At 35.7% G+C, this 25746-nt stretch carries 27 protein-coding genes; 24 read left to right on the forward strand and 3 right to left on the reverse strand.

Annotated elements, in window-relative coordinates:
- Positions 1-2: 2 nt before the first annotated feature.
- On the reverse strand, positions 3-1076 hold the full coding sequence (locus tag PC_RS01940) for a peptidylprolyl isomerase (protein ID WP_181679018.1): 1074 nt from the start codon (positions 1074-1076) through the stop codon (positions 3-5).
- 66 nt (positions 1077-1142) lie between these two features.
- Entirely contained in the window at positions 1143-2276 is a 1134-nt protein-coding gene (locus PC_RS01945; protein WP_011174947.1) for an RsmB/NOP family class I SAM-dependent RNA methyltransferase, read from the reverse strand.
- A 224-nt stretch (positions 2277-2500) separates the two neighbouring features.
- On the opposite strand from PC_RS01945, the gene PC_RS01950 reads away from it, so the two are divergent.
- The 7 genes from PC_RS01950 to fmt all read left to right on the forward strand — a co-directional run bounded on the left by PC_RS01950 (position 2501) and on the right by fmt (position 12773).
- A complete protein-coding gene (locus PC_RS01950) occupies positions 2501-4897 on the forward strand; it encodes a D-alanine--D-alanine ligase family protein (protein ID WP_011174948.1) in 2397 nt (798 codons plus the stop codon).
- 125 nt (positions 4898-5022) lie between these two features.
- Complete coding sequence (locus tag PC_RS01955; protein ID WP_011174949.1) at positions 5023-7545, forward strand: hypothetical protein; 2523 nt, start codon at positions 5023-5025, stop codon at positions 7543-7545.
- 186 nt (positions 7546-7731) lie between these two features.
- Positions 7732-9444: an apolipoprotein N-acyltransferase gene (gene lnt / locus PC_RS01960; protein ID WP_052278629.1), complete on the forward strand. Its 1713-nt coding sequence runs from the start codon at positions 7732-7734 to the stop codon at positions 9442-9444.
- Positions 9445-9579: 135 nt separating this feature from the next.
- Positions 9580-10458 carry a UDP-3-O-acyl-N-acetylglucosamine deacetylase gene (gene lpxC / locus PC_RS01965; RefSeq protein ID WP_011174951.1) on the forward strand — a complete coding sequence of 293 codons (879 nt, stop codon included), beginning with the start codon at positions 9580-9582 and terminating at the stop codon, positions 10456-10458.
- Positions 10458-10922, forward strand: a complete 465-nt coding sequence (gene fabZ / locus PC_RS01970) for a 3-hydroxyacyl-ACP dehydratase FabZ (RefSeq protein ID WP_011174952.1) — start codon at positions 10458-10460, stop codon at positions 10920-10922. The genes lpxC and fabZ overlap by 1 nt, the downstream gene beginning before the upstream one ends.
- Positions 10923-10968: 46 nt before the next feature.
- Positions 10969-11817 (forward strand): acyl-ACP--UDP-N-acetylglucosamine O-acyltransferase, encoded by an 849-nt coding sequence (gene lpxA / locus PC_RS01975; RefSeq protein WP_011174953.1) that lies wholly within the window; start codon positions 10969-10971, stop codon positions 11815-11817.
- A gap of 14 nt (positions 11818-11831) precedes the next feature.
- Positions 11832-12773 carry a methionyl-tRNA formyltransferase gene (gene fmt / locus PC_RS01980; RefSeq protein WP_044044747.1) on the forward strand — a complete coding sequence of 314 codons (942 nt, stop codon included), beginning with the start codon at positions 11832-11834 and terminating at the stop codon, positions 12771-12773.
- Between the two features lie 74 nt (positions 12774-12847).
- On the opposite strand, the gene PC_RS01985 is transcribed toward fmt, so the two are convergent.
- Positions 12848-13675 (reverse strand): IS982-like element ISPasp3 family transposase, encoded by an 828-nt coding sequence (locus PC_RS01985; RefSeq protein ID WP_011174955.1) that lies wholly within the window; start codon positions 13673-13675, stop codon positions 12848-12850.
- Positions 13676-14761: 1086 nt separating this feature from the next.
- Between PC_RS01985 and PC_RS01990 the strand changes: the two genes are divergently transcribed.
- The 17 genes from PC_RS01990 to rplE all read left to right on the forward strand — a co-directional run bounded on the left by PC_RS01990 (position 14762) and on the right by rplE (position 25732).
- Positions 14762-15766 (forward strand): hypothetical protein, encoded by a 1005-nt coding sequence (locus PC_RS01990; protein ID WP_011174958.1) that lies wholly within the window; start codon positions 14762-14764, stop codon positions 15764-15766.
- A 40-nt stretch (positions 15767-15806) separates the two neighbouring features.
- The gene (locus PC_RS01995) at positions 15807-16703 is read left to right on the forward strand and encodes a hypothetical protein (protein WP_011174959.1); all 897 of its coding nucleotides are present in this window, start codon (positions 15807-15809) and stop codon (positions 16701-16703) included.
- Between the two features lie 97 nt (positions 16704-16800).
- Positions 16801-17826: a hypothetical protein gene (locus PC_RS02000; protein WP_181679019.1), complete on the forward strand. Its 1026-nt coding sequence runs from the start codon at positions 16801-16803 to the stop codon at positions 17824-17826.
- Positions 17827-17939: 113 nt separating this feature from the next.
- Positions 17940-18497, forward strand: coding sequence for a hypothetical protein (locus PC_RS02005; RefSeq protein WP_011174961.1), 558 nt, complete (start codon positions 17940-17942; stop codon positions 18495-18497).
- A gap of 978 nt (positions 18498-19475) precedes the next feature.
- On the forward strand, positions 19476-20141 hold the full coding sequence (gene rplC, locus PC_RS02010) for a 50S ribosomal protein L3 (protein WP_011174962.1): 666 nt from the start codon (positions 19476-19478) through the stop codon (positions 20139-20141).
- 26 nt (positions 20142-20167) lie between these two features.
- Complete coding sequence (rplD, locus tag PC_RS02015) at positions 20168-20851, forward strand: 50S ribosomal protein L4 (RefSeq protein WP_011174963.1); 684 nt, start codon at positions 20168-20170, stop codon at positions 20849-20851.
- A 14-nt stretch (positions 20852-20865) separates the two neighbouring features.
- Entirely contained in the window at positions 20866-21201 is a 336-nt protein-coding gene (gene rplW / locus PC_RS02020; protein WP_011174964.1) for a 50S ribosomal protein L23, read from the forward strand.
- A 17-nt stretch (positions 21202-21218) separates the two neighbouring features.
- Positions 21219-22064, forward strand: coding sequence for a 50S ribosomal protein L2 (rplB, locus tag PC_RS02025; RefSeq protein ID WP_011174965.1), 846 nt, complete (start codon positions 21219-21221; stop codon positions 22062-22064).
- A gap of 2 nt (positions 22065-22066) precedes the next feature.
- Entirely contained in the window at positions 22067-22330 is a 264-nt protein-coding gene (gene rpsS / locus PC_RS02030) for a 30S ribosomal protein S19 (RefSeq protein WP_011174966.1), read from the forward strand.
- An 11-nt stretch (positions 22331-22341) separates the two neighbouring features.
- On the forward strand, positions 22342-22677 hold the full coding sequence (gene rplV / locus PC_RS02035; RefSeq protein ID WP_011174967.1) for a 50S ribosomal protein L22: 336 nt from the start codon (positions 22342-22344) through the stop codon (positions 22675-22677).
- Positions 22678-22688: 11 nt separating this feature from the next.
- Positions 22689-23333, forward strand: a complete 645-nt coding sequence (gene rpsC, locus PC_RS02040; protein WP_011174968.1) for a 30S ribosomal protein S3 — start codon at positions 22689-22691, stop codon at positions 23331-23333.
- A 2-nt stretch (positions 23334-23335) separates the two neighbouring features.
- Positions 23336-23755, forward strand: coding sequence for a 50S ribosomal protein L16 (rplP, locus tag PC_RS02045; RefSeq protein ID WP_011174969.1), 420 nt, complete (start codon positions 23336-23338; stop codon positions 23753-23755).
- Between the two features lie 6 nt (positions 23756-23761).
- Positions 23762-23983 carry a 50S ribosomal protein L29 gene (gene rpmC / locus PC_RS02050; RefSeq protein WP_011174970.1) on the forward strand — a complete coding sequence of 74 codons (222 nt, stop codon included), beginning with the start codon at positions 23762-23764 and terminating at the stop codon, positions 23981-23983.
- Between the two features lie 2 nt (positions 23984-23985).
- The gene (rpsQ, locus tag PC_RS02055; RefSeq protein WP_011174971.1) at positions 23986-24231 is read left to right on the forward strand and encodes a 30S ribosomal protein S17; all 246 of its coding nucleotides are present in this window, start codon (positions 23986-23988) and stop codon (positions 24229-24231) included.
- A gap of 190 nt (positions 24232-24421) precedes the next feature.
- Positions 24422-24790 (forward strand): 50S ribosomal protein L14, encoded by a 369-nt coding sequence (rplN, locus tag PC_RS02060; protein WP_011174972.1) that lies wholly within the window; start codon positions 24422-24424, stop codon positions 24788-24790.
- Between the two features lie 20 nt (positions 24791-24810).
- Positions 24811-25161: a 50S ribosomal protein L24 gene (gene rplX, locus PC_RS02065; protein ID WP_011174973.1), complete on the forward strand. Its 351-nt coding sequence runs from the start codon at positions 24811-24813 to the stop codon at positions 25159-25161.
- Positions 25162-25174: 13 nt separating this feature from the next.
- Positions 25175-25732 (forward strand): 50S ribosomal protein L5, encoded by a 558-nt coding sequence (gene rplE, locus PC_RS02070; RefSeq protein ID WP_011174974.1) that lies wholly within the window; start codon positions 25175-25177, stop codon positions 25730-25732.
- The last annotated feature ends 14 nt before the right edge of the window (positions 25733-25746 follow it).

Consider the following 25746-nt stretch of genomic DNA (forward strand, 5'->3'; position numbering starts at 1 on the left):
GCTTATTTTAAAACAAAAGGTTGATAGTCAGCAGGAACCATTGCTTCTAAGTCTTTATCTCTGACGTAAAAATGTTCTCGTAATTTTTTGAGGTATAAGTCAGTCTCTTCATCAGCCACTTGATTTAAAAGTCGTTCCTTTAAAACAGGTTCCATTTCTTTAAAGGAAGGGTAACCACCAGGAATTTTTTCTTGAACAAATAAAATTCGATAGACAGTGGTATGCTCAACGCGACTTTTATTTTCGAAAGGTAGGCTATACATTCCTGTATCTAAAGGATTTAAAATTTGTTGATAGGACTTAGAAAGTTCTTTTTCATTGTTATGGATTACCTTTGAAACAGTTACTTTTCCTTTGCGACCAAGCAATTTCCCTTCTTTTAATTTAGCAGGAACTTCTTCAATTGAAAAACCCTTTCTAAGAAGTTGATAAGCAGCCTGGGCGATTTCTTCAGATTTTTTGAGATTACGATCTTTAATTGTCAAAACTTTATAGTTCCAGATAGTCAATCGGATATTTGCTGGATCTTTAATAAAATCTTCATAGCTTTTACGGACCCTGGAGGGTGTGACTTGACGAATAGCTTTACCATTGACCCTGGCACCGATCATACGCTTTAAAAGGATATCACCTTGAACAATTTTTGAAGCTTCCTCAAAAGATAAACCAATTTTATCTAAACTCGCAATAATGTTAGGGCCAAACATGAGTTCCATTTCTTGTCGAACATCTCCACTAGTAACCTCAACTTTACTTTCTTGGGCATCAGCTAAAATAAGTTCTTTATTGATTAAATCTTCCAAAGCATATTTCCAACTAAATTGATAATATTGGTAGCGAGCTTCAGTAGAAGAAAGATATTGGGGAAATTGTTTATAGAAGGTGACATCCATTTTTTTGACAAGATCATAGGCAGAAATAGGTTTACCGTTAATTCTTGCTAGAATTCGATTATTAATAAAAATTTTAGATTCTTCAGTACGAGAAGAAGAAAGGAAGTCGTCCGATTTAATTGCTTCTAGCGCGTAAAAAGTTAAAAAGAAAGAAAGAGAAGCAATAAAGATAGTTTTTTTCATAACAAGAAATAAAATTTTATATGTTAAAGGGTATATATTTATGGAAACTGTCATTATATGATAGAGTTATGCTCTTTTAAGAACAACTCCAAAAAAACCGTCCATTTCCCCCTGAGCTGGGATTGTTTGGAATATTTCTCCTTCCACTTCGAGAGAATATGTTTTAATGAAATGTTCTAATTGGTTCTGATTTTCAGCATTTAACATGCTGCAGGTCCCATATACAATGTGCCCTTCAGGATGTAAAAAACTTAAAGCTTTTTCAAAAATTGTTCTTTGTTGGCCAATCAAGCGAGGAAGAACGGTTTCATCAAATTTCCATTTCATGTCAGGATTACGGCGTAATGTACCCGTCCCTGTGCAAGGAGCGTCTACTAAAATCCAATTCATCTTTTTTTTCAATTTTGATAATTGAGGGCTATTTGGTAAAAGAATTTGACTATTTTGAATGCCTGCTCGTTTCAACCTTTTTTTTGCTTCTTGAAGAGCAAAAGGGCGAATATCATGAAGATAAATTTGCCCTCGATGTTCCATGTGAGGAGCAAATGCTAACGTTTTACCACCCGAACCTGCGCAATAATCTAATACTTGGTCACCAGGTTTAGGCCGGACAAGCTGTGCCAATAGTTGACTTCCTTCGTCCTGTACTTCGAACAAGCCTTCTTTAAATTCGGGGAGGCTAAAAAAGTTAATTTTCTTATGAAAGATAATTCCTTCTGAAGAATAACGTGTATGGGAGATTTTATATTGACCTTCCCATCTTTTAAATAAAGAATCTCTCGTTGTCTTGATTCGATTGACTCTAATTGTTGTAGGGGCAGTGGTGTTGTTAATTAAACATAAATTAACAGCTTTTTCTACCCCATAACATTCTTCGAATAATTCAAATAAATGGGAAGGAAAACTGACTCTTGCATGAAGTGGAATATCTTCACGAGCCTGCATTTTAGATAAGTCTGTTGTTTGGTAAACAATATATTTTTCCTGCCAGGAAGAAGAAGGGGCAAGATATTCTAGCAATCCTTTCCAGCGTATTAATGCATAAATGGTTTCTGCTAAAAACCCTCGATCTTTTGACCCTAAAGAAGAATGTTCTCTAAAATAATGACTGATGAAAAGATCAAGAGGTAAAGTTTGCCTGTCATAGGCTTCTAATAAAGAAAATAAATGGTAATCACGGAAAGGAATTTTTTGTGTCATAAAATGATTATAGAGGAAGGCAAAGATTATTCTAAATAGAATTATCTCATAAACTGTTGTTTGATAAATGGTGAACCGAATTAGGTATTGAGAAAAACCATTTTCATTAAAAATTATCTCCCTTATTTCTTTAAAAATGGTTTCTAGAATAATTCGTCATCGACTAATTATATTAAGTTTATTACACTTATTCTTCACATTCTTGACTATCAGGTTGAAGATTCATGTTTAAAATAGCTCTTATCTGCGGAGGTCCTTCATTAGAGAGAGGGATATCTCTGAATTCTGCTCGCTCTGTTCTAGATCATTTGGCTTCTGAGTTTATAGAGATTATTCCTATTTACGTAGACTATCAAAATTTTTTTTATCTTATTTCAACAGCTCAACTTTATTCAAATACCCCGGCGGATTTTGATTTTAAATTAAAAAAGTCAGCGCAAGCAATGAATCGAGAAGAATTTAAAAAAATTTTAAGAAATATAGATTTGGTTTTTCCTGTTATTCATGGAATATTTGGTGAAGATGGAGAATTACAAAAAATTTTGGAAGAAATAGATGTTCCTTTTGTAGGAACAGGTAGTCAAGCCTGTGCAGAAATGTTTTGTAAATATCATGCTTCGCAAATCCTACATCAAAATCGATTTCCGGCTTTTATGAAATTGGAAGTGTGCCCTGAAACCAATGATTTGGCACCTATTAAATCTTTTTTTGAACAGCATCAGTTAAAAAGAGCTATTGTTAAACCAACCATGGGTGGATCTTCGATAGGAGTGACCTCTGTTCAGACTCCAGAAGATGCTTTTGAAAAAATTAAAATGCTTTGCCAGCAAGGAATAGCTAAACGAGCCCTAATAGAGCCTTTTTGTGAAGGGACAGAATTTACCGTTGTTGTCCTTCAAAATCAACAAAGTAAACCTGTCGCTTTAATCCCGACTGAAATTGAAATGAGTTATCAAAACCATCAGATTTTTGATTATCGAAAAAAATATCTTCCTACAAACCAAACAACTTATCATACCCCTGCACGCTTTGATGAGACGATTATTCAAGGCATTAGACAAAAAGCCGAAGCAATTTTTACATTATTTCATATGCGCGATTTCGCTCGTTTAGATGGTTGGTTACTAAATGATGGAACAATTTATTTTACTGACCTTAATCCAATTAGTGGAATGGAGCAGAACAGTTTTCTTTTTAGGCAAGCCTCTCTTCTTGGATTAACTCACCGCGATGTGTTTCGTTTGATCATTACAAGTGCGTGTTTGAGATGGAAATTGGCTCCTCCAACCTTTGTTGATGAATCGATGCTAGAAAAAAAAAAGGTTCATGTTCTGTTTGGAGGCAAAAATGCAGAAAGACAAGTTTCATTAATGAGTGGAACAAATGTTTGGTTAAAGCTTTTACGATCATCTAAGTATCATCCTATCCCTTTTTTCTATGGAAAAAATGACTTAATCTGGCAACTACCTTATGCTTATACACTGGATCATACAGTTGAAGAAATTTTACATAGGTGTTTAGCTAGAGAAGCATCGAACAAAAAACTTCCGAACTATTTTAATTCTATTTGCGAGCAGCTTGGTATTCCATATAATTTTCAAGAAACTCCTTCTAGCATGTGTCTACAAGATTTTTATCAACTTTCTGCCTCTAACCAAGCCTTTGTTTTTATTGCTATGCATGGAGGGGAAGGGGAAAATGGAATTTTGCAAAAAGAATTGGAAAAAAACCAACTGTATTATAATGGCTCTTGTGCAAAAACTTCTTCCATTTGTATGGATAAATTTTTAACAGGTCAAGTAATTGAACAGCTCAAACATCCAAATATATTTTCGCTTCCTAAAGAATGTGTAGAAGCTGCCAATTTGTTCGGTCAATCTACAAAATACTTTTTGGAAAAATGGAATAAAATTTGTATTTCATTAAGATCGAATCGACTAATTATTAAACCACGTCAAGATGGATGTTCCGCCGGAATTGTTTTATTAGAATCTGGGGCAGATTTAGAAAAGTATTTTGCGTTTATTCAAAATAACGTTTCGTTAATTCCAAAAGGTTCTTTTAGCCAACAAAAAGACGTGATTGAAATGCCTTCATCAACTTGCGTTGAATACTTATTAGAACCTTATATCGAAACAGATCGAATTATCCTTGATCAAGGAGAGCTAATTCATGAAATAAAAGAAGGGTGGGTAGAATTGACTGTCGGGGTTCTTGAGCATAATCAAATTTATCGCTCATTGAATCCAAGCATTACACTTGCTGAAGGAGCCGTTTTAAGTTTGGAAGAAAAATTTCAAGGAGGGACGGGAGTTAATTTAACCCCACCTCCAGAAAAAATTCTAGCTTCTGAAGATGTTTCTCAAATTAAATTTTTAATTGAGAAAACGGCAGATGCTTTGCAAATTCAAAATTATGCTCGACTTGATATTTTTTATCATCGAGAGACAAAAAAAATGGTTGTTATTGAAGCTAATACACTTCCAGGGCTCACTCCATCGACAGTTTTTTATCAACAAGGTTTAGCTGAAAAAAAACCTTTGAATCCTTTAAGCCTTTTAGAAATCATAATTAGTTCAAAATTAGAGTTGAACAAAGAAAATATAATATTCAACGATTAAAAAATTGTTTAGATAAATAATTCTTTGTTAACTTTTTCTTAATAAGATTTTTATTTATTTTTAATTTCCTTGTAATAAGATTTGCAGAAATAAGTATAATAATCTCTCTATTTTAGGAGATTCTAATGCCAAGTCCATTGACTTCTTTTGAAAATTTTAGTTTGACAGCTCAAACAACAGCTTATTTATATAGCTTAAACCAAGAAAGCTATTTAAAAGCTTTTGGTGCTAAGCTTGTGAGTCCCGTTGCTATTATTAGTGCTAGTGCCGTTGATGTAATAGTTCACGCAACAGGATTTGCTAGTAAACTTATTCTAGGTGGGTTGACACTCCCTTGGAATTTTGTTGTAACCCCTTTCTCAGCTTCTTTGTCAACATCTCGTAGTTCCGGTTTAGCTTCTTCACTCATTCACCTCAATCGTCTAGTTGAAAGTATTTTTACTGCAGCCATTCTGCCTTTCATTTACCTTATTAATGCCGAAAGTGCTTATCAGTTTGTGCGTTCACGCTTAGAGAATTTGTCTGAAAAGCAAAACTCAACATTAAAGAATGAGATCTCATCTTTAAAAAATCAAATTAGCAAGCAACAACAAGAGCTCAATCAAAAAAGGGTTGATTTAGAAGCGGCTAGAAGAGATCTGGGAAGTTTGACTCCTAATCTTAACGCATTGCAAAAAGATATTCGATCTTTAGAAGAAAAGAAAAGTCAAGATGAGCAGGCTTTACAACAAGCCAACCAAGCTTTGCAAAATTTACAAAGAGAAAAAGCTTCACGTGAGGCTCAGGCTGGAGATTTAGAATTAGAAAAAACGACGTTATTAAGTAAAATTGCTGAGATTGAAGCGTCTTTAAAAAAGGCTTTAGAACAAGTCGAGCAAGAACGGAAAGACAACGCTAGTAAAGAAAACACAATTGTTGCTCTTCAAGGTCAGCTAACGGAGTTGAATAAGCAGTTATCTACTCTCAATCGAAACCATCTAAAAAATGAAGATGAGCAGGCTTTACAACAAGCCAACCAAGCTTTGCAAAATCTACAAAGAGAAAAAGCTTCTCGTGAAGCGCAGGCTGAGGAGTTAGAATTAGAAAAAACGACGTTATTAAGTAAAATTGCTGAGATTGAAGCGTCTTTAAAAAAGGCTTTAGAACAAGCCGAACAAGAACGGAAAGATAACGCTAGTAAAGAAAACACAATTGTTGATCTTCAAGGTCAGTTAACCGAGTTGAATAAGCAGTTATCTACTCTCAATCGAAACCATCAAGAGCATCTAGATCAAGAAAAAGAGGATTTAAAAAATCAACTAGAATCCCTCAAGCGACAATTAAATGAGGAAAGACAAGCAACACTATGGGCAAATAATAAAGTTATAGAAGCAGAAAAAAAAATAGAGGAAGAGAAAAATCGACTTACCAAGTTTTCAGCAGATATGTTGGAAATGTTAAAGGGTAAAAGATTAGTAAATCAAAACCTCATAGAATCAAAAAAAGAATTAGAACAACAAATTCAATCTATAAAAACAGAATTAGCGGCAGCAGAAGAACAAAAGCAAGTTTTATCATTGCAAGTTGAGACTTCGAAAATGGATGCCAATCAGTTGCAAGAAAAGATTAATAGTTTGGAAAATGAGAAGCAAGAGTTATTAAATAGAATTAAAGTTTTAGAAGAGACTATCGCTAAAGAAGGAGAGTCCAAAAACGCTTTGGAACAAATTGAATCCGCCGTTTCAAACATGGAAACAGTTGCTGAAATTTCTATCCTGAACGTTTTAGCTCGTTCTGCGACATTTGAATCCTCAGCACAAAATGATAGAGCATTTACAATTTCAACTTTGGAAAATGGGGAATTGTCAAATGACAATGGCAATAGAGCTAACTTACTTGAGCAAATTCGTGGATGCTATAAAAAACTTAAATCAACGTCAACAACTGTTGATAGGGTGAAATCGGGGGATTTTGAGCTACGTCCTAAACATAAAAGCTCGCTAGATAAATATATGGGCCCTGCTTTACATGAACTTATTGTTGAAATCGAAGAGCTTATTGAAGCTTTGGAATGGGGTAAATTTGAGCCTGTAAAGAAAAATTCAATGATGCGAAGTATGATTGAAGAAACTCCAGATGTAGAAAACGAAATTGAGCCGTTTAAAAATTATCTTGAATTTTTCTTAAAAAAATTAAAAGAAAAACATCGCGAAAATTCAAAAGGAAAAGCTGACGGACGACGATCCATAGAAGAACACCTTGCTAAAGTTCGAGAGATAGATCGTGCACAAGCTGAAGAACGAATCGAAAAATTAAGAAAAGAGTTAGTGAAGCAAATTTCTTTTAAAATTAGTGGTCAAGAAACTACTAATATTGATTCATTCTTTGATAAACTTTCCCCATTTACTTTAATTTCAATTCAAAGGGAATTTGTAGAAGAAAATAAAGAGTTTAGCAAGCCTCAATATCAAACCTGGGGAGGGCCTTTCAAAGACTTTGAAGAATTTAAGACAAATTATCGAGATTTTGTAAAATTACTTGATGAAATGAGCTTAATAAAAAATGAGTTTGACAAAGGTTTATTTAAAAGGTTATCCTATATTGTTAAACTCATATCCGAGATAACAAGTAGAGGTAAAAAACCTTTTAAAGAATTTGAATTGAGCTAGTAGAATAAAAACTCATTGAGTGAAATTAAAAAACAATAACTAGAAAGACTGTTTGCTTGGTCCAAATTGCCATCAGCGGGCTTTTTTTAATAGATCACGTTTGAATAAATATCTTTTAATCGATCTTTTCTCATTGATATGCAATGATGTCAATTTCAAAATAATCGACAAAAGTCTGTAGTTCGTATGCTAGCTTTTTTTTCTTCTGAAAATACAAATTTAAGCCCTCTTCAGAAATGGGGAGGGTTTTTCTTCTCTTTCCTTATTGTGGCTTTTGGTCAACCTGCTTGGAGTATATCTTTAGGGCTTTTGGCGTCGATTGGTGGGTTTGCCTGTTTTTGGCGCATTTTGCTGACAATTTCTTCTAAAAAAGAGCGCTTTTGTTTAGCAATGGGGTGGTATGCGGCAGTGCAAATGGTGCAGCTTGGATGGTTTGTCTCTCATCCTTATTTTTACATCTATGGAGTGCTATTTTTTTGTGCATGGTTGATGGGGGCACAATTTGGTCTGCTGGCTTTAGCTATTCAACCTTCTACTCTAAAAAGAGTTTCTTATTTATTTGGTTTAGCAGGATTATGGGTTTGGTTAGAATGGTCACGTTTATTCATTTTATCAGGTTTATCGTTTAATCCAGTAGGCATTGCTTTATCAGGATTCATTTATCCTCTTCAATTTGCTTCGATCGGAGGAGTCTATTTTCTTTCTTTTTGGGTAATGTTAACCAATTTATGGATGCTAAGAGCCTGGTTTTTTGGATGGAATAAAAGAGAAATAAGTTTAGCGATTGGATGTGCTTTGAGTCCTTATTTAATGGGGGGAAGCCATTTTTATTACCACTTAAATCAAATGAACCAAAACACAAGATCCATTTCTGCGGTACTTGTGCAACCTGCCCTTCCGATTGAAGAAAATTTGGGATTTCAAAGTGCGGAAGAGGCACGTAACTTTGTTTTACAAGAATGGCATCAGATTTTATCGACGATGCAAAAACAAAAAGGTCGCCAAATTGATTTGATTGTTTTACCCGAATATGTAGTTCCTTATGGAACATATCACCCAGTTTTTCCTTTAGAAAATATCAAGAAGTTGTGGAAAGAGCTATTTGGATTTGAAGCTTTAAAGTCCCTTGCTCCTTTAATATCTCCTTATGCTTCATTTTTATCGTCCGATCGAGGAAATCAATGGCTCGTTTCTAACGCTTTTATCGTGAAATCTTTGGCTAATTTATTTCAGTCCTATGTTGTCGTGGGATTTGAAGATAGTGTCTATCTTGATGAAGAAAAAACATGTCATGCATCTTATAGTGCTGCCTTTCACTTTTCTCCTGATCAGCGTCCTGCTGAAAGGTATGAAAAACGTATACTCGTTCCGATGGGAGAGTATATTCCTTTCGAATTTTGCCGGGAATTAGCTGCCAGGTATGGTATTTCAGGTTCTTTTACTTGCGGGAAAGGAGCCAAAATTTTTAATGGACCAGTTCCTTATGGAGCAACAATTTGTTATGAGGAAACTTACGGCGATTTAATCCGTGAAAATAGACAAAAAGGGGCCGAACTGCTAGTCAACTTGACAAACGATGGTTGGTATCCTAATTCTAAGCTTCCTAAACAACATTTTGATCATGCGAGATTGCGTACAGTTGAAAATGGAATTCCCTTGATGAGAGCTTGTAACACCGGAATCACTGGAGCAATCGATTCTTTAGGTCAAGTAATTAATGTATTAGGACCAGATATGATGAAAACACAAGAAATAGCCGATTCTCTTTATGTACAAGTCCCTGTTTATCATTATAAAACCCTATATGCAAAATGGGGTGACCTGTTTATTTTATGCCTAAGTAGTTTGCTTATGATTTGGACAATTGCAGACAAATTTTTTCGATGTTTCTTTTTCTGAATAAGTCCTTGTATGGGTGAATTATTTGATTAGAATTAATAGAAAAATTTGATGAGTGCCATGATTACTTCCTTGCTTTAAAACCGATTTATAATTAACATACTCAACTTCTTACAAATAACTAAAGGTTGATGCGTGACCGTCAATCCAGCATTGGAAACAATTGTTCGCAAGCAACGTACATTAAAAGATGTTGCCGTTTTTTCTGGTATTGGTATTCATACTGGAAAAGAAGTGGGACTTCGATTTTGTCCTGCTAAAGAAGGTACAGGAATTGTTTTTAAGCGTATTGATTTGGTTGGACAACCGATTATTCCAGCGACTATTGAGTATGTTCAAGATACTGCGCGCAGCACGACAATTGGAATTAATGATGTTCGTATTCACACAGTTGAACATGTCCTTTCTGCGGTAAAAGCTTATCAAATTGATAATTTATGTATTGAAATTACAAGTATAGAACCTCCAGTTGGAAACGGTAGTTCCGACGTTTTTGTAGAAATGATTGAAAAAGTAGGGATAAGAACACAAGAACAAGCGATACCCGTTGTAAAGCTCAAACACCCTGTATATTTATCTGAAGGTGATATTCATTTAGTGGCTTTACCCTTCGATGGTTATCGTATTAGCTACACTTTGAGTTATCCAGGATCCTCCTTTTTGCGCGGTCAATTTCATTCTGTTATAGTAAATGAAGAAAATTTTAAAAAAGAGATTGCTCCTTGTCGCACTTTTTCCCTTTATAAAGAAATATCTGCTTTGATGGATAGAGGGTTAATTAAAGGAGGAAGTTTGGATAATGCTGTTGTAATTAAAGACGAAGTGATCTTGAGTAAAGGTGGGCTCTTTTTTCCAGATGAAATGGCACGACATAAAATTTTGGACCTGATCGGCGATCTTTCTTTAGTGGGATATGATTTCCATGCTCACATCATTGCGATTCGATCGGGACATTTGACAAACTTTCTTTTTGCTAAAGAATTATTAAAACATATCACTATGGAGAGTCATTGATGGTTAATCTTTCAGATAACCCACAGGCATTGGATATCAATCAAATCATCAATATTTTACCCCACCGTTATCCTTTTCTGCTTGTCGATCGTGTCTTAGAAATCGATGTAGAAAAAGGATATATCCTAGCGCAAAAAAACGTAACAATTAACGAGTCTTTTTTTCAAGGTCATTTCCCTAATGCTCCAATCATGCCAGGCGTTTTGATTTTAGAGGCGTTAGCTCAGGCGGGTGGTATTTTGGTTCATTTGAGAGGGCCGGGAGATAAAATTGCAATTTTGCTTAATGTCAATCACGCTAAATTTAGACAGCCCGTGAAACCAGGCGATGTTCTCCATTTGAAAGGCGAAGGATTGCATTTTAGTAGCAAGGGGGGGCGAATTAAAGCTGAAGCACTAGTGAACCAAAAAATTGCAGCCGAGGCTGAAATAGGCTTTGTGTTTGTAGACAAAAGTCAAATTTAATACACATCTCAAAAAATTAAAATATTTTAAGTTAAGTGAATGTTGCATGAAAAGTTCTTGTCAAATACACCCAACAGCTATTATTGCGCCTGGAGTGGTTATCGGAGAAAATGTCGTCATTGAACCTTATGTTGTGATTGCTTCACCTCATGTGATTTTAGAAGATGATGTTGTTATTAAATCTCATACTTATATTGATGGTTACACAACCATTGGAGCAGGGACCATTATTTATCCGATGGCAAGTATCGGAACGAAAACACAAGATTTGAAATTTCAAGGTGAAAGAACATTCGTCAAGATTGGTAAAAATTGTGAGATACGGGAATTTGTCACGATCAATTCATCTTGCCAAGAAGGATCAGTAGTAGAAGTGGGGGACAATTGCCTCATTATGGCTTATTGCCACGTTGCCCATAATTGCGTCGTTGGAAATCGAGTGATTATGAGTAATAATGCTACATTAGCAGGACATGTAATTGTGGAAGATTATGCTGTGATTGGAGGTATGACTCCTATCCATCAGTTTGTTCGAATTGGACGCAATGCAATGGTTGGAGGAATGAGTCGTGTGACTCATGATATCCCTCCATTTACAATTGGAGCTGGAATTCCTTATAAATTTGGGGGATTAAATATTGTTGGATTGAAAAGACAGGGATATACTCTAGAAGTTCGGCAAGAATTGAGTAAAGCTTTTAAGCTTCTTTATCGTTCAGGTTTTCGTATGCAAGAAGCACTTAATCAAATTGAACAAGAATTAAAGCCGCTTCCCGAAATTCAACATTTTGTCAACTTTTGTCGTTTGACAAAAAGGGGTTTAATGTGCCTTCAGGCGGAAGAAGAGGGATTGAATTTGGAAGAACCCACTGAGCCTCTAAATGCAAGCAAGTAGTGAGAAATAGAAAAATGAAGGTTATTTTTTTTGGTACTCCTCTTTTTGCTGCGCAAGTTCTAGAATTCCTTTTGCAAAATCAGGTGGAAGTGGTCGCTGTTATTTCCAAACCTGATCGACCAAAAGGGCGTTCAAGCATACCTGTTCCTACTCCAGTTAAATTAATTGCTCAAAGCTATCACTTACCCCTTTATCAACCTGAAGTAGTTTCATCTTTAGATTTCGCGCCTGTTTTAAAAAATTATGAAGCAGATTTATTTGTCGTTGTTGCTTATGGAGAAATTATTAAACAACATTTGTTAGACATGCCTAAACGGGCTTGCATTAATTTACACGCTAGCTTATTGCCAAAATATCGAGGTGCTGCTCCTATTCAACGCTCGATTATTGAAGGAGAAAAGGAAACAGGCGTAACGATCATGCATATGGTGAAAAAAATGGATGCAGGTGACATGATCAAAAAAGTGTCAGTGCAAATCACTTCGGAAATGACTTATGGTGAGCTCGAACAAGCTCTTTGCCAAATAGGAAAGCATGCCTTGCTAGAAGTAATCAAGCAGTTCGATCGGGGTGAGCCATCTCGTCAAATTCAAGATTCTCATTTAGCAACATTCGCACCAAAGATTGAACTAGAGGATTGCGAGTTAGATTGGAACCAATCAGCTCAACATTTACACGATTTGGTGAGAGGAGTTAATCCTTATCCTGGAGCTTGGTGTTATGTCAAAGTTAATGGAGAGCAAAAACGATTAAAAATCAGCCGTACGCGAGTAATCCCTTATCCATCAAACTGTCCTGGTACTATTTTAGATAGTTCTAAGGGGAATTTGAAAATTTTGACTGGCGATCAAGCATTAGAACTTGTGGAGGTTCAACTGGAAGGAAAAAAAACAATGACTTCTGAACAATGGATCCGAGGAATGTCAAAAAATCAGTTAAAATTCTTAGTTAATTAATATAAGTGAGTTAATAATATAATTTATTTTTATATTATTTTTTTTGATTATTAATTAATGTAAGTTGCAAATAACTAATTTATTAAAAAATTTGTTGCAGCTGCTACTAGAAATCCTAAAACTTTAATTTCAAACCCATTAGACGTCGTTGCATGAATTTTTCTAGGCATCAGTCTTGATATCACGCCAAATACTCCCTCAATAAATTTTCTAATGTGCTTCAAATTTACAAAATCATGTAAATCGATTGAACGAAGAGAATTAGATTTTGGCTCCACTATGAGCTTGATGTTTTCTATCTTTTCAAGCATGTCTTGATGCTTATAATCGACATAGGCAGAATCTCCATAAATCTTACTGCCTGCGGGTAAGTTTCGTTCCATGTATTTAAAAGGAACAGCATCATGCTCTCTGCCTGGACAAAGGATAACTCTAAAAGGGCACCCATCTTGAGAAGCTAAGACTGTTACTTTCAATCCATAAAAATATTCTCGCTTACTAGCATTATACCCTCTAAATTCCTCTCCTCGATAAATTCTACAATTTTGAATTCTTATATTTCTACAAACAGAAACAGGAAATGCATCAACAATATATTCAAAAGGTAATTTTCCAAAGTTTTTTAATTTTTGAATAAACTCAAGAATTTCCTCCCACCATTTCATGGGTATTTGATGAATTCTTCTATTTAATGCGCTCTTACTCAGTTTATTCATGATATATCTATGCTCAATAAGAAATTTTCGGGACGTTTCCATATTTCCGTAAAAAAATCTCATTCCTACTAAATTTATCAACATAATTTCCGAAGTAGACAGTTTTGTATTTGGCCAATCTTTGTATCCAATCGAAAGGATGTAGTCGTCTAAAAGGCAATAAAGTGCTATAATTTGTTCTTCCATGGCTTCAATCCTTGTTATTTGTTCCACAAAAACAATTTAAGGATCTGAGGCCTTTTTATTTACATCTAAATTTTATTTTAACTTAGTTATTTGCAACTTACATTAATTAATCCAATATTTCTATTCTTTTTTATCTTCTAATTTGAATATAGCATTCAAATAAAATAGCTCAAAATCCTGCTGCAGCTATGAAAAAAAAAGTATTTCAATTTACAGGTAGTATTTTTGCTGTAATAAGACGCTTTTGTCAAATATCTATTCCTTAAGGCAATATATCGATTCAAAAAACACTTAGCACATGTATGTAAGAAAGAAGATTGTTTAATAAAGAGATTAAGCAAAATCTCAACAATTAACCATGAATTTATTAAATAATGATAAAAAATTATGATATTTCTACTGAAGTGTTAAATGCTTTAAAAAAGAGTTTGTTTAGATCAAAAATAAAAAAAAGCATCTCAAATTGTTTCTCATGTGCTAATTCGAAAAAATCAGAATCTATTTTATAAATTTTTTTATGGTATGTTTTACTACCGTTAGTTTGCTTGGAGTAATGATCAGCCTTTTTCACGAGGAGAATTTTCGATTTTAAAAGTCACTTGGAAAATACTAACCGTTCAATCTAGGTATATCTGGATAGCAATGAGAACTATTTTTTGTATAGGGTTTGGCAATGGATTATTATTAAGCTTTTAATTTAAAAGAATAAACAAAAGCTGCGTCTTGAAAATGACGTTTATCTTGTGCCAATCAAATATCAATTTTAAGTGTGATTCTTTTAGAAGGAAATTTGTCCCCACTTTAATTAGTTACTTAGGTTTGACTATAAGTTTAACAAGCTAGGCCTGCTTTTTAATAAATCCGTTTCTGTGCAAGTGCATTGACAAATAATACAAAAATTTACATCTTTGCTCTCAAAAACGGTTGATATTGATAACCAACCTTTATTTTATATTTAAAATTCTAACTAACATAGAGCGATTTATAAATTTTAGTCTTTATTTATTTAAATTAATCAGCGCCTTGATTTTTAATCCAGGGATTGAATATGATAAAATTCCTACAAAATTTCTCGAGGAGTAAGAAATGAATCTCTTAAGTAGATGCTCAAATGCAGTGATAGATTTCCCTCAGGCTGCCTTCCAGTCAATAGGAAAAGGTGTTATTAAGCTCAAGAAATATAGAAATAATCCAGAAATTTTCCAAAAAACTGCGCAGATAGCTATCAGTATTATCCAATATTATAATTGGCATCATGGGATAGTTGTCTATCCAAAGTTAGAACGGACGTTATCTACTGCGAATATGCATGATTTTTATCAGATTTTAAAAGAACCGCGTGGTTTTTTATGTCCTATAAAAGCTGAATCGATTAATGCTCCGCAAGCTTTAGAAAATATCGTAAACAAGCTATGTGTAATTTTTCCAAACTTTGATAGGGGGGCTTTAAGACAAACTGTTCAGAAGCATTTGCAAGCTCAGTTAGACAGTATGGTTGCTAATGACGATGCTTACACTTCCACAGAAGATTTTGCGTTAGCACTGCAGAATCGTTTGCAAGAACCTATAGCTGATTTAACAAGTAGCTCCATTCTTAATGTAGTCGATTTAAATGATGTGAAAATTCCTGTTATCCATCGAACACTTGTAGATAAAATTGTTGATGTGACAGGGCTTTTTATTAATATGGGTTGCGTAGGTCTTTATACCAATGCTTGGAATCTAGTTGATACAGGTGCTTGGGCAATGCGCATTGGACAGAATAGTGGATTTGGCTGGGTAAAATATCAGTCATTAGAAACATGGGTAAGAGGTGGTGTAACGTTTGCTTTCGGCGCTAAATTATTTGAAGCAACACGTAAATTATTAGATGAAAAACTCACGCCAACCGCCAGAAGAAATGCTAAAATTGACGCTATCAGCTCTCTTTTTGAATTTGTTTATCAAGGAGTTGGCTATTTAAATCATCGAAATATTTTAAAAGTTTCTCCAGGACTTTTTTATGCAGGGGCTATTATTACAAAAGGAGTTGGTATTGCCTGCGTCCTTGCAAGACCAAAACCAAATTATTTTGAAACAATGACTGCTTAGGCGGTTAATCATCAGAAATATAACGATATAAGGATTTAATATGAATGCCATCACTTCCCATATCTCTCATGGGGTTAACTCCGCTCTTTTCACTATTGGTGAGGGAGTTAGTCTAGTTTCCAGTGAAGTTAAAAAAGGAATTAGGTACGTAGGAGAAGGTCCGAGCAGAGCTGCTTACGATATTTATGATTTACGTCACGAAGGGTTTGAAAAATGGACAAAAGCTGCAATTGCCAATTTAAAATTAATTGGGCGAATAAAGCATACAAACGTATTTAATGCTGCCATTGAAACTTTAGAGGGTCAAAAAAACCTTTACTATGCAACAAAATTTATTGGATCAGCCTGTGACTTTATTCAACGTGACAAGGTGACAAAAAAAGTTAGTTTGACAATTCCAAAATATAAAGAAGGAACAAATTGGGTCGCGGTTCTCTATGGAATAGGCAATTTTTTAGATACTGCAAGATTTTTGCAAAAACATGAAGTTGTTGCGTTTCAAACTGTTTCTAGATTAGGTGCTGCAATTGGTTCTATTAAAATATCTTACTTAAAAGGTAAACGTTTAGAACAAATTTCCTTAGATCAAATTCCCGTGCTTAGCAATGTTTTTTATTCGCCAAAAGATATATTTATTTTTGCTGCCTCAGGAATCGAGATTTCGCGCTTTGTCAAAGCGTTCGTTAATGTTGAAGGAGAGACAGGGGAAGATCGTACAAGAAAGAGAAAAGAAATTTTATCGGATATAAGTACGTGGCTTAAATTGACTGGTAGCATTGGTAAAATGATCTTAATTGGTTGTGGAAGTCGCTATGGAACTGCATTTTGGTTCACATTAGTGGATGTAATTACACAAAATGCTGGTTTAATTAGATATTGGAAAGATCGTTCTAGAGATAGAGAGGTTCGCTTTAATAATCCAGCAATAGCAGCGTAAATTGCTTTTATTTACACTCAGAATAAGGTACTTATTCTGAGTGATTATTCGTAAATATTCTTACGTCGTTCATACAAGGCAGAAAATGGGAGTTTGCATGCAGACTTACTGCCGCGCAGTGTGCACATCTTTAATAAATTATTGTGAAAAAGCTCAACAGACTATATTAACAACCATTCTTGAAATTAATGAAATTCGATTGGATCCTGAAGGTTTTCAACGAATTTGCCTTGTGGCACTATCAATTTTGCAAGGAATTAATTATTATTGTGAGCGTCCGTATTTACCTCAATTAGTGGCTATTTTAGACATTTCAAACACACTTGATTTTTATGGATTTCTTAAAATTCCTTATCAACTTTTTCATGCGATAGACTCCAATAAAATTGATGAATTTCGTACGCAAAAACAATTAGAACACCAGCTATGTTTAAATTGGGGAATCGGTCAAGAAAATGAAGAGGGTCTTAAGCAAAACTCTACTGTTCACGATTTTTCTCAGGCCTCTTTAAAAAATTTTTTAAAACAAATGTCTGCGTATGATTTAGCTTGGATAGACGATAAAGAATTTAGTCAAGTTTTACAAAAATGGATGGTTGGAGAATTAACTGCTCAGCCGGATCATTTACTTAACGGGTGCGCTGCTCATCAAATTGATTTACAAAACCTTAAAGTGATTCAAAAAGAAAATACTTGGCTTGAAAATCTCACAGACTTGACATTTTTAACTGTAGATGTAATTTGCGTACCTACATTTCTACGAGATTTAAACTTGCTTGAACTTGCTTCTTATGCCAATTCTTTAGGTCGATTTAAACTCTTTTCTTGGGTGCCTGGACAGAGTCTAGATACTTGGGTACGAGGGGGTCTATGTATAGGATTTTTTGTTCGATTTTTAGAAACCTGTAGAGCATTAAAATATGATCGTTTAGGAGAAAACACAAAGAAACGTGCATATTGGGAATTAGCTGTTTCTATTACAGAATTTGCTTTTAATATTTCTGCTTTTAGCCAAGTACGAGAACCTGTCGTTATTTTTCTGACTTTTATAGCAAAATCTATTGGGATTGCAAGTTTGGTTTATCGACCCAGTACCCCTTTCTTTGAAAATCATTCTACTTGAGGCTTACCGATTACTAAGAAGAATATTTAGATATTCTATTCAAAAAAAAATTAATGTTTTTTTACAATTCATCTAGTAGACTCTTTGCAAAACCTTGCAAAGGAGAGAATCTTATGCCTTCAAAACTACAACGGCATGAATGGCTAATTGTCTCTATTCTTATCACAACTCTAATTTTATTGACTGGTATGGCTTTTTTTTCAAAAAAAAGAGTTTTGCCAATACCTCGGACAGAACACTTGTTAACAACAGAATTGGTGGATGTTACTGTTCAGGGAGCAGCCGAGCATATAGGGATTTTTGAACTCCGTAAAGGAGCTAGGATAAAAGATCTTTGGAAGCTTTGTAAACCAACTTTTGATGCTGATTTAAGCAGTTTTAAACCTAATCAACTTTTGCGTGATGGACAAGTGATTAAAATTCCTTTAAAAGAATATTTGACGGTTTATATTAGAGGAGCCGTTCAACAAGAGGTGGTCCTCCGCGTTTTAAAAGGAACTCAGCTCAAAGATCTTAAAGACATGATTGTGCTGCAAAAAGATGCGGATATCAAAATTCTAAATGCAAAGCGCCGTTTAAAAGATCAAGAAGTCATTCACATTCGATCTAAAAAAATCTCTAAAAATGCACAAAAGATATTAGATAAAAAAATCGAACCTAAAGTTGAGTGAATAACAATGACGTCAAAAAAGTAATTGAGTTTATAAAAACTGAATCTCTTCTTTAAGCATTTTTGAGAGTTCTTATGAACCAAAGCGTTGATTTTTAATTTTTCCTACCAGAAAGGTTAGCAAAAAAATAAGCTGCAGAAGAGACGATTAGCAGATTGCGGATTTTGGAGTGGTAAGTTTTAACGAGAGTATCAACGTGATGCAATTCAATTATTGAATTTTAATAAAATTCATTGAGTGGTGCCGAGAAGAAAGGTTGCTTGCTCATTTATAAAAGTTAAATCAATTTAACGGATCAAAAAGAGAGGAATCATTTCTGCTATTTTTTGACGTTTTTTTATGACTTTAAATGACTCACAAGTTGTAATTAATAAATATAAAAAATATTCTACCCTCTCGAACATTTTAGCGGTAGCAGATTGCTTCTCTTAACAATGATTTGAAATTTTGTTGCCACACTTTCTTAATATGAGGAGGGTAAAAAATATTTCCTATGCTGACTATTTTGTGTTGATTAAAAATAAGATATGAAAAGAACACATCAGACCACTGTTTGCTGTATTATTAGCAAAAAAAGTAAAGCATTAATGTGTTTAAATCATTAAAAATGATGCAAATTGATCGTGATAAATAATTTAAGTTTTTTATGACTAAAAATTTCGTTGCTATTTTCAACTCGTATTTTGTTACTTCGCTTTAAATTATCTCTGTCTTGCAACGCCTCACAGAAAGAAATGGTGAGGATTATAATAAAAGATGGAATTTCGCTTGTATTAAATTGGCAGAATTTGCTAATCTCGCTGTTTTAGCTTTCTAAAAAGATCGCTGATCATTCATATTTGCTTTGTTAGCTCTGGTGAGAACGTATCTCGTACGTAACTTGCCACATGAAACAAAGCCGCAATTTATATTTTAAAAGTACAGCAAGCTTAGTGTTTGTTGAATAGCGGATCATTAATTTGGTTAAGGATTGATTATATGGCGCTTACAATGATGGGTAAAAAACGTGGCATGATTCAGCTTTTTGATGAAAAAGGTAACGCAATCGTGTGCACAGTGATCCAGGCTGAGCCAAATGTTATCACTCAAATCAAAACTAAAGAAACAGATGGGTATACAGCTCTACAACTTGGTTTTGAAAAAGTGACTGGTAAAACGCAGCACACAATTGAAGCGAGAACAGGGAAGCCTCGGTTAGGACATTTTAAAAAAGCTGGGGTGGAGTCTCGACGTTTCTTAGTAGAGTCTAGATTAGATTCAACTGAAGAGTATACACTAGGTCAAGAAATTAGCGTCGATACTTTTAATGGTATCGAATTCGTTGATGCGACAGCGATCTCAAAAGGTAAAGGATACCAAGGGGTGATGAAACGTCACAACTTTGCGGGAGGTCCTGCTTCCCACGGTTCTGGACATCACAGACACGCAGGTTCAACTGGGATGCGTTCTACTCCTGGACGTGGATTACCAGGTGGGAAAAAAGCAGGTCAGATGGGTAATGAGAGAGTAACTGTTCAAAACTTACGTATTGTAAAAGTTGACTCTGAAAACCATGTGATTGTGGTAAAAGGACAGGTTCCTGGTCCACGCAATGGTTTGGTTTATATTACTCAAGCCAAAAAATTGGCAAAGAAAAAGTCATAAGAAATAAGATCTTCTGGAGTTAAATTGTGGCTACACTAAAAAAGTACAATCTTGCTGGTAAAGAAATTGGACAGGTAAATATTGATGATACCTGGCTCAATGTTGAAGCCAACGGACAGATGATTAAAGATTATATTGTTGCACTTAGAGCAAATGCTAGACAGTGGTCAGCTAGTACCAAAACGCGCGCTGAAGTTAAGCATACGACGAAAAAAGCTCATCCTCAAAAAGGTCAAGGTCGCGCTCGTCACGGATCAACTGTTGCTCCACAATATAGAGGTGGTGGTCGTGCATTTGGGCCAAGACCAAAATTTGATCAGCATGTTCGTATTAATAAAAAAGAAAGAAAAGCAGCTATCCGTTTTCTTTTATCTGAAAAATTAAAAGAAAATAAAGTTTGGTTGATTGAAGATACGGCAATGGATGCACCAAAAACAAAAACTTTAGCTCAATTCCTTAGGGGATTTGACCTGCGAGGACGTGTGCTGTTTTTAGGTGAAACTACCTTTACCGATGTCGAAACGGAAGGAAAAGTTCAGCGCGTTAGCATTAGCACTGACAAGCATAACCATTTTGTTAAAAGCATGCGTAATTTGCCACGTGCAAATTTTATGTTAGCTTCGAATATTAATGGCTATGATGTCATGATTGCTCGTGAGATTGTGTTAACAGAATCAGCGCTGAATGAATTAAATCAGTGGTTGAATTGAGGGAGTAAAGGTCCATGACAAAAAAAAGCCCATACCAAGTAGTAAAATATCAATATGTGACTGAAAAGTCTATGGTGCTTCAACAGTTGAAAACTGCAGAAAGCAATCCTTCAGTCAAACGTTGTGAATCTCCGAAATATGTCTTTATTGTTGATCGCAATGCCAATAAAGAAGAAATTTCGCAAGCTGTGGAAGAAATTTACAAAAACGAAAATGTAAAAGTTATGGCGGTTAACACCATTAACGTAAAAGCGAAAGCTAGACGTGTACGTGGGAGACCCGGCTTCAAAAATGCTTTCAAAAAAGCGATTGTCACGCTTCGTGCTGGCGATAGCCTAGACAATGTATAATAGGAGCTTGAGAGTAGATGTTTAAGAAATATCGACCTGTAACACCTGGAACTCGTCAATTAGCACTTCCAACTAATGAGCAATTGACTCGTCCATGCGAAAACTCACGTGCCACTGTTAAACCCACTAAATCGCTCTTATTACCAAAAAGACGAACAAATGGGCGTAATAACAATGGTCACATTACTTGCCGCCATAAAGGTGGGGGACATAAACAACACTATCGTATTGTCGACTTTAAACGGGATAAAGAAAATATCCCTGCTAAAGTTGCCTCTATCGAGTATGATCCAAATCGCACAGCTTATATTGCTTTGCTAAATTATGCTGACGGGGAAAAACGATATATTTTAGCTCCGCAAGGCTTAAAAGCTGGGGATAAAGTGCAGACAAGTGATGAGCCACCTTTTCATATAGGTTGCTGCATGAAATTAAGACTTATGCCACTTGGTTCTGTTATACATAATATTGAATTATACCCTGGAAAAGGCGGAAAACTTGTTCGTTCAGCGGGATTATCTGCACAGCTAATGGCACGAAGTGGTGGTTATGCTACAATTCGTATGCCATCAGGTGAGGTGCGTATGATCAATGAAAACTGTCGAGCAACATTTGGCGCTGTTTCTAATCCAGAGCGCAATTTGCGCGTTGAAGGAAAAGCTGGCCGTATGCGCTGGAAGGGGATTCGTCCAACTGTTCGTGGTACTGCTATGAATCCTGTTGACCACCCACACGGTGGTGGTGAAGGTAAACATAAAGGTAACACACCACAAACTCCTTGGGGTCTCTATACAAAAGGACTTGTAACAAGATCCAATAAGAAGTCTAACAAGCTTATCGTGAAACGTCGAAGGAAGAAGTAGTTATGGCAAGATCGTTGAAAAAAGGTCCTTTTGTTGACCACCATCTACAAAAAAAAGTGGACGTTCAAAATAAAGAAGGAACAAAAAAGCCGATCAAAACGTGGTCAAGACGTTCAATGATTACACCTGATATGGTCGGACATACGTTTGAAGTACATAATGGCCGCAAACATCTCACTGTTTTTGTTACAGATAACATGGTTGGCCATCGTTTGGGTGAATTTTCTCCCACGCGTACATTTAAAGGACATCCAATTAAGAAGTAAAGGTTGCTAAGATGAGTTATGCTAAAGCAATAAGCAAATATATACGCATCAGTCCTCGCAAAGCTCGTTTAGCTGCAGGATTAATCCGCGGACTATCTGTTTCTGACGCTTCCCTTCAATTGACATTTAGCGGTCTAAAGGGTGGACGCTTATTAAAGAAGACATTAGATAGTGCCGTGGCAAATGCGGAAACGCAATTAGATATGAGACGTGAAAATCTCAAAGTTGTAGAAGTTCGTGTGGATGCAGGTCCTACGCTAAAAAGAGCGAAACCTAAAAACCGAGGCGGACGTCATCCAATTATGAAAAGAACAAGCCACTTTACCGTGATTGTAAGCAATCTTTAAGGAGTCATGGAATGGGACAAAAAGTCAACCCAATAAGTTTCCGCCTTGTTCGTACACGTGATTGGCGCTCCAAATGGTTTGCTAATAAGAAAGAATTTGGAGATCTTCTAGTTGAAGATCAAATCATTCGTGCTTATTTATTGAAAAAACCTGCTTTAGTAGGTGTTTCAGCAATCAAAATTAAGCGCATGAGCGGAAAAGTCGAAGTCACAATTGTGACAGCACGCCCAGGTCTTGTGATCGGGAAAAAAGGTGCTGAGATCGATGTGTTGAAAGGGGAATTAAGTAAATTAACAGGAAAAGAAGTCTGGGTAGCTGTTGAAGAAGTGAAACGGCCAGACATGGATGCGAAAATCGTTGCAGATAGTATAGCAAAGCAACTTGAAAGACGTATTCCTTTTCGTCGCGCAATGAAAAAAGCGATGCAATCATCGATTGATGCTGGTGCATTCGGTATTAAAGTTCAGTTGTCTGGCCGTATTGGTGGTGCAGAGATTGCTCGTACAGAATGGTATAAAGAAGGTAGCACGCCTCTTCATACGCTTCGTGCCGATATTGATTATGCGACAGGTCGAGCTGAAACTACTTATGGTAGTATAGGTGTGAAGGTTTGGATTTATCGCGGTGAAGACAACTTAGCGAAGAAGGAGGCTTAAACATGCCTTTAATGCCAAAAAGGACAAAGCATCGTAAGATGCAAAAAGGGCAATTTGCTGGATTAAGCAAAGGTGCCAATTTCGTTCACTTTGGTGAATACGGAATTCAAGTTTTAGAAAGAGGGTGGATTACAAACCAACAAATCGAAGCTTGCCGTGTTGCAATCAACCGTTTCTTTCAAAGACGTGGTAAAGTCTGGATTAGAATATTTCCAGATAAACCAATTACAAAGAAACCTGCCGAAGTGAGAATGGGTAAAGGTAAAGGTGCAGTTGACCATTGGGTAGCAGTCGTCAGACCTGGCCGAATCCTTTTTGAAGTGGCTAATGTGCCCAAAGATATGGCTCAAAGTGCTTTACGCAGAGCAGCGGCTAAATTGGGATTAAAAACACGATTTGTTGAACGCGTAGAACAAGTTTGAGGTTATATGTATAAAGCGAAAGATTTAAGAGATCAAAGTTTAGAAGAACTCGAAGCAACCCACGACGAGTCTCGCAGAAAATTGTTTGAACTCAACAACGAGTTTCGCTCTCAAAAAAAGAGAGAAAAACCACATGAGATGAAACATACTCGCAAAGATATCGCTCGCTTGTTAACAGTGATTACAGAGAAGCGTCGCGAAAATCAAAATCAGACTAATCAAGGATAATCATGCAACAAGAAGAAAGAGGAAGCCGTAAAGTTAAAAAAGGCATCGTCGTCTCTAATAAAATGCAAAAAACCGTTGTTGTGAAAGTTGAGCGTACTTTTGCTCATCCTCAGTATGGTAAAATTGTCACTCGTGGCAAGAAATATTATGCTCACAATGAATCAGGCGATTTACAGATCGGTGATGAAGTAAAAATTATGGAAACACGCCCTTTATCAAAATTAAAGCGTTGGCGTGTAGTTGCATAGAATTTAATTCTATGAGTATCAACTCAGCGTTTAGGTTACGCTCACTTGGTAAAAGGATAGAGAAATATAAGCATTCATTGTCAGACTACTCTCTAAACTTGGTATCAAAAAGTTAGGCCTAAATCCGAAACAGGTGAAGACAATAAGTTACACCTAAGCAAAAGTTAATTATCGTTGGAGTTTGTAAACCATGATTCAACAAGAAAGCGAGCTAGAAGTAGCTGATAACTCGGGTGCAAAACGAGTCAAATGCTTTAAAGTATTAGGTGGATCAAAGCGTCGTTATGCCCATGTTGGGGATATTGTCGTTGCTTCTGTTCAAGATGCTCATCCTGAAGGAAGTGTTAAGAAAGGGGATGTTGTTAAAGTTGTTATCATTCGTACAAAATCATACATTAAACGTAAAGATGGTACGAAAATACGGTTTGATACAAACAGCTGCGTCTTAATTGACGACAAGAAGAACCCAAAGGGAACTCGTATCTTTGGACCTGTTGCACGTGAAGTGCGCGATAGAGACTTTTTAAAGATTAGTTCTCTCGCACCAGAAGTGATTTAATAAGTGAGGCAATGACGAAAATGGATAATAAGCCAAGTGGATCAAAAAAAATTCGCCAAGGTGACACAGTTGTTGCTATTGCTGGTAACAGCCGAGGTCAGATAGGAACTGTACAATCATGTAAGGGTGATAGAGTAATAGTTCAAGGCCTTAATGTACGCAAGAAACACGTTAAACGAAGCCAAGAAGCTCCTAAGGGCAGAATTGTTGAAATTGAAAGACCGATCCACATTTCAAATTTGAAAGTTTGTGTGGAAGGAGAAACAACGGCAAAGTTGAAAGTTCGTACTAATGAACAAGGACATCGTCAATTTGTTTATCACAAAGACGATCAAGAAGTAGTCTACCGTTCAGTCAAAAAACCTAAGTGAGTAGAAAAAGCCAATGTCCAGGTTAAAGAAAAGATATTTAGCTGATGTAAAACCAGAATTGCAAAAAAAATTTGCATATAAGAACCTGATGCAGGTACCTGGTTTAGTCAAAGTCGTGATCAATATGGGTATTGCAGAAGCATCAAAAGACAAAAATTCTATCCAGGATTGCGTCAAAGAAATGACAATGCTTTCTGGTCAAAAACCAGTGATCACAAAAGCAAAGAAAGCGATTTCTAACTTCAAACTACGTGAAGATCAACCAATCGGTGTTAAAGTAACTTTACGTGGTCAAAGAATGTTTGATTTTATTGACCGTTTTGTTAACATCGTTTGTCCTCGTATTCGTGACTTTAGAGGATTTCCTTCTAAATGTGACGGAATGGGAAATTATACATTAGGTTTGGATGATCAGCAAATCTTCCCCGAGATTAATTTAGACGAAGTTAAAAGAACGCAAGGAATGCATATTACATTTGTAACAAGTGCTAAAACAGATGAAGAATGTGTTGAGCTCTTAAGGTTACTTGGCATTCCATTTAAAAACTTACCGATTTCGGTAGCAGCTTAATAGGAGACGAAATC

The organism is Candidatus Protochlamydia amoebophila UWE25 (assembly GCF_000011565.2).
Lineage (GTDB): Bacteria > Chlamydiota > Chlamydiia > Chlamydiales > Parachlamydiaceae > Protochlamydia > Protochlamydia amoebophila.

What these genes read in the sequence shown, in the direction of transcription:
- rplC (WP_011174962.1), top strand. Translation starts at nt 19,476, where the DNA reads ATGGCGCTTACAATGATGGGTAAAAAACGTGGCATGATTCAGCTTTTT.
- PC_RS01990 (WP_011174958.1), top strand. Translation starts at nt 14,762, where the DNA reads ATGAATCTCTTAAGTAGATGCTCAAATGCAGTGATAGATTTCCCTCAG.
- rplV (WP_011174967.1), top strand. Translation starts at nt 22,342, where the DNA reads ATGAGTTATGCTAAAGCAATAAGCAAATATATACGCATCAGTCCTCGC.
- PC_RS01995 (WP_011174959.1), top strand. Translation starts at nt 15,807, where the DNA reads ATGAATGCCATCACTTCCCATATCTCTCATGGGGTTAACTCCGCTCTT.
- fabZ (WP_011174952.1), top strand. Translation starts at nt 10,458, where the DNA reads ATGGTTAATCTTTCAGATAACCCACAGGCATTGGATATCAATCAAATC.
- rpmC (WP_011174970.1), top strand. Translation starts at nt 23,762, where the DNA reads ATGTATAAAGCGAAAGATTTAAGAGATCAAAGTTTAGAAGAACTCGAA.
- PC_RS01955 (WP_011174949.1), top strand. Translation starts at nt 5,023, where the DNA reads ATGCCAAGTCCATTGACTTCTTTTGAAAATTTTAGTTTGACAGCTCAA.
- rplB (WP_011174965.1), top strand. Translation starts at nt 21,219, where the DNA reads ATGTTTAAGAAATATCGACCTGTAACACCTGGAACTCGTCAATTAGCA.
- fmt (WP_044044747.1), top strand. Translation starts at nt 11,832, where the DNA reads ATGAAGGTTATTTTTTTTGGTACTCCTCTTTTTGCTGCGCAAGTTCTA.
- lpxA (WP_011174953.1), top strand. Translation starts at nt 10,969, where the DNA reads ATGAAAAGTTCTTGTCAAATACACCCAACAGCTATTATTGCGCCTGGA.
- PC_RS02005 (WP_011174961.1), top strand. Translation starts at nt 17,940, where the DNA reads ATGCCTTCAAAACTACAACGGCATGAATGGCTAATTGTCTCTATTCTT.
- PC_RS01985 (WP_011174955.1), bottom strand. Translation starts at nt 13,675, where the DNA reads ATGGAAGAACAAATTATAGCACTTTATTGCCTTTTAGACGACTACATC.
- PC_RS01945 (WP_011174947.1), bottom strand. Translation starts at nt 2,276, where the DNA reads ATGACACAAAAAATTCCTTTCCGTGATTACCATTTATTTTCTTTATTA.
- PC_RS01940 (WP_181679018.1), bottom strand. Translation starts at nt 1,076, where the DNA reads ATGAAAAAAACTATCTTTATTGCTTCTCTTTCTTTCTTTTTAACTTTT.
- rplN (WP_011174972.1), top strand. Translation starts at nt 24,422, where the DNA reads ATGATTCAACAAGAAAGCGAGCTAGAAGTAGCTGATAACTCGGGTGCA.
- rpsC (WP_011174968.1), top strand. Translation starts at nt 22,689, where the DNA reads ATGGGACAAAAAGTCAACCCAATAAGTTTCCGCCTTGTTCGTACACGT.
- rplP (WP_011174969.1), top strand. Translation starts at nt 23,336, where the DNA reads ATGCCTTTAATGCCAAAAAGGACAAAGCATCGTAAGATGCAAAAAGGG.
- rpsS (WP_011174966.1), top strand. Translation starts at nt 22,067, where the DNA reads ATGGCAAGATCGTTGAAAAAAGGTCCTTTTGTTGACCACCATCTACAA.
- rplW (WP_011174964.1), top strand. Translation starts at nt 20,866, where the DNA reads ATGACAAAAAAAAGCCCATACCAAGTAGTAAAATATCAATATGTGACT.
- PC_RS01950 (WP_011174948.1), top strand. Translation starts at nt 2,501, where the DNA reads ATGTTTAAAATAGCTCTTATCTGCGGAGGTCCTTCATTAGAGAGAGGG.
- rplX (WP_011174973.1), top strand. Translation starts at nt 24,811, where the DNA reads ATGGATAATAAGCCAAGTGGATCAAAAAAAATTCGCCAAGGTGACACA.
- rplE (WP_011174974.1), top strand. Translation starts at nt 25,175, where the DNA reads ATGTCCAGGTTAAAGAAAAGATATTTAGCTGATGTAAAACCAGAATTG.
- rpsQ (WP_011174971.1), top strand. Translation starts at nt 23,986, where the DNA reads ATGCAACAAGAAGAAAGAGGAAGCCGTAAAGTTAAAAAAGGCATCGTC.
- lnt (WP_052278629.1), top strand. Translation starts at nt 7,732, where the DNA reads ATGCTAGCTTTTTTTTCTTCTGAAAATACAAATTTAAGCCCTCTTCAG.
- PC_RS02000 (WP_181679019.1), top strand. Translation starts at nt 16,801, where the DNA reads ATGCAGACTTACTGCCGCGCAGTGTGCACATCTTTAATAAATTATTGT.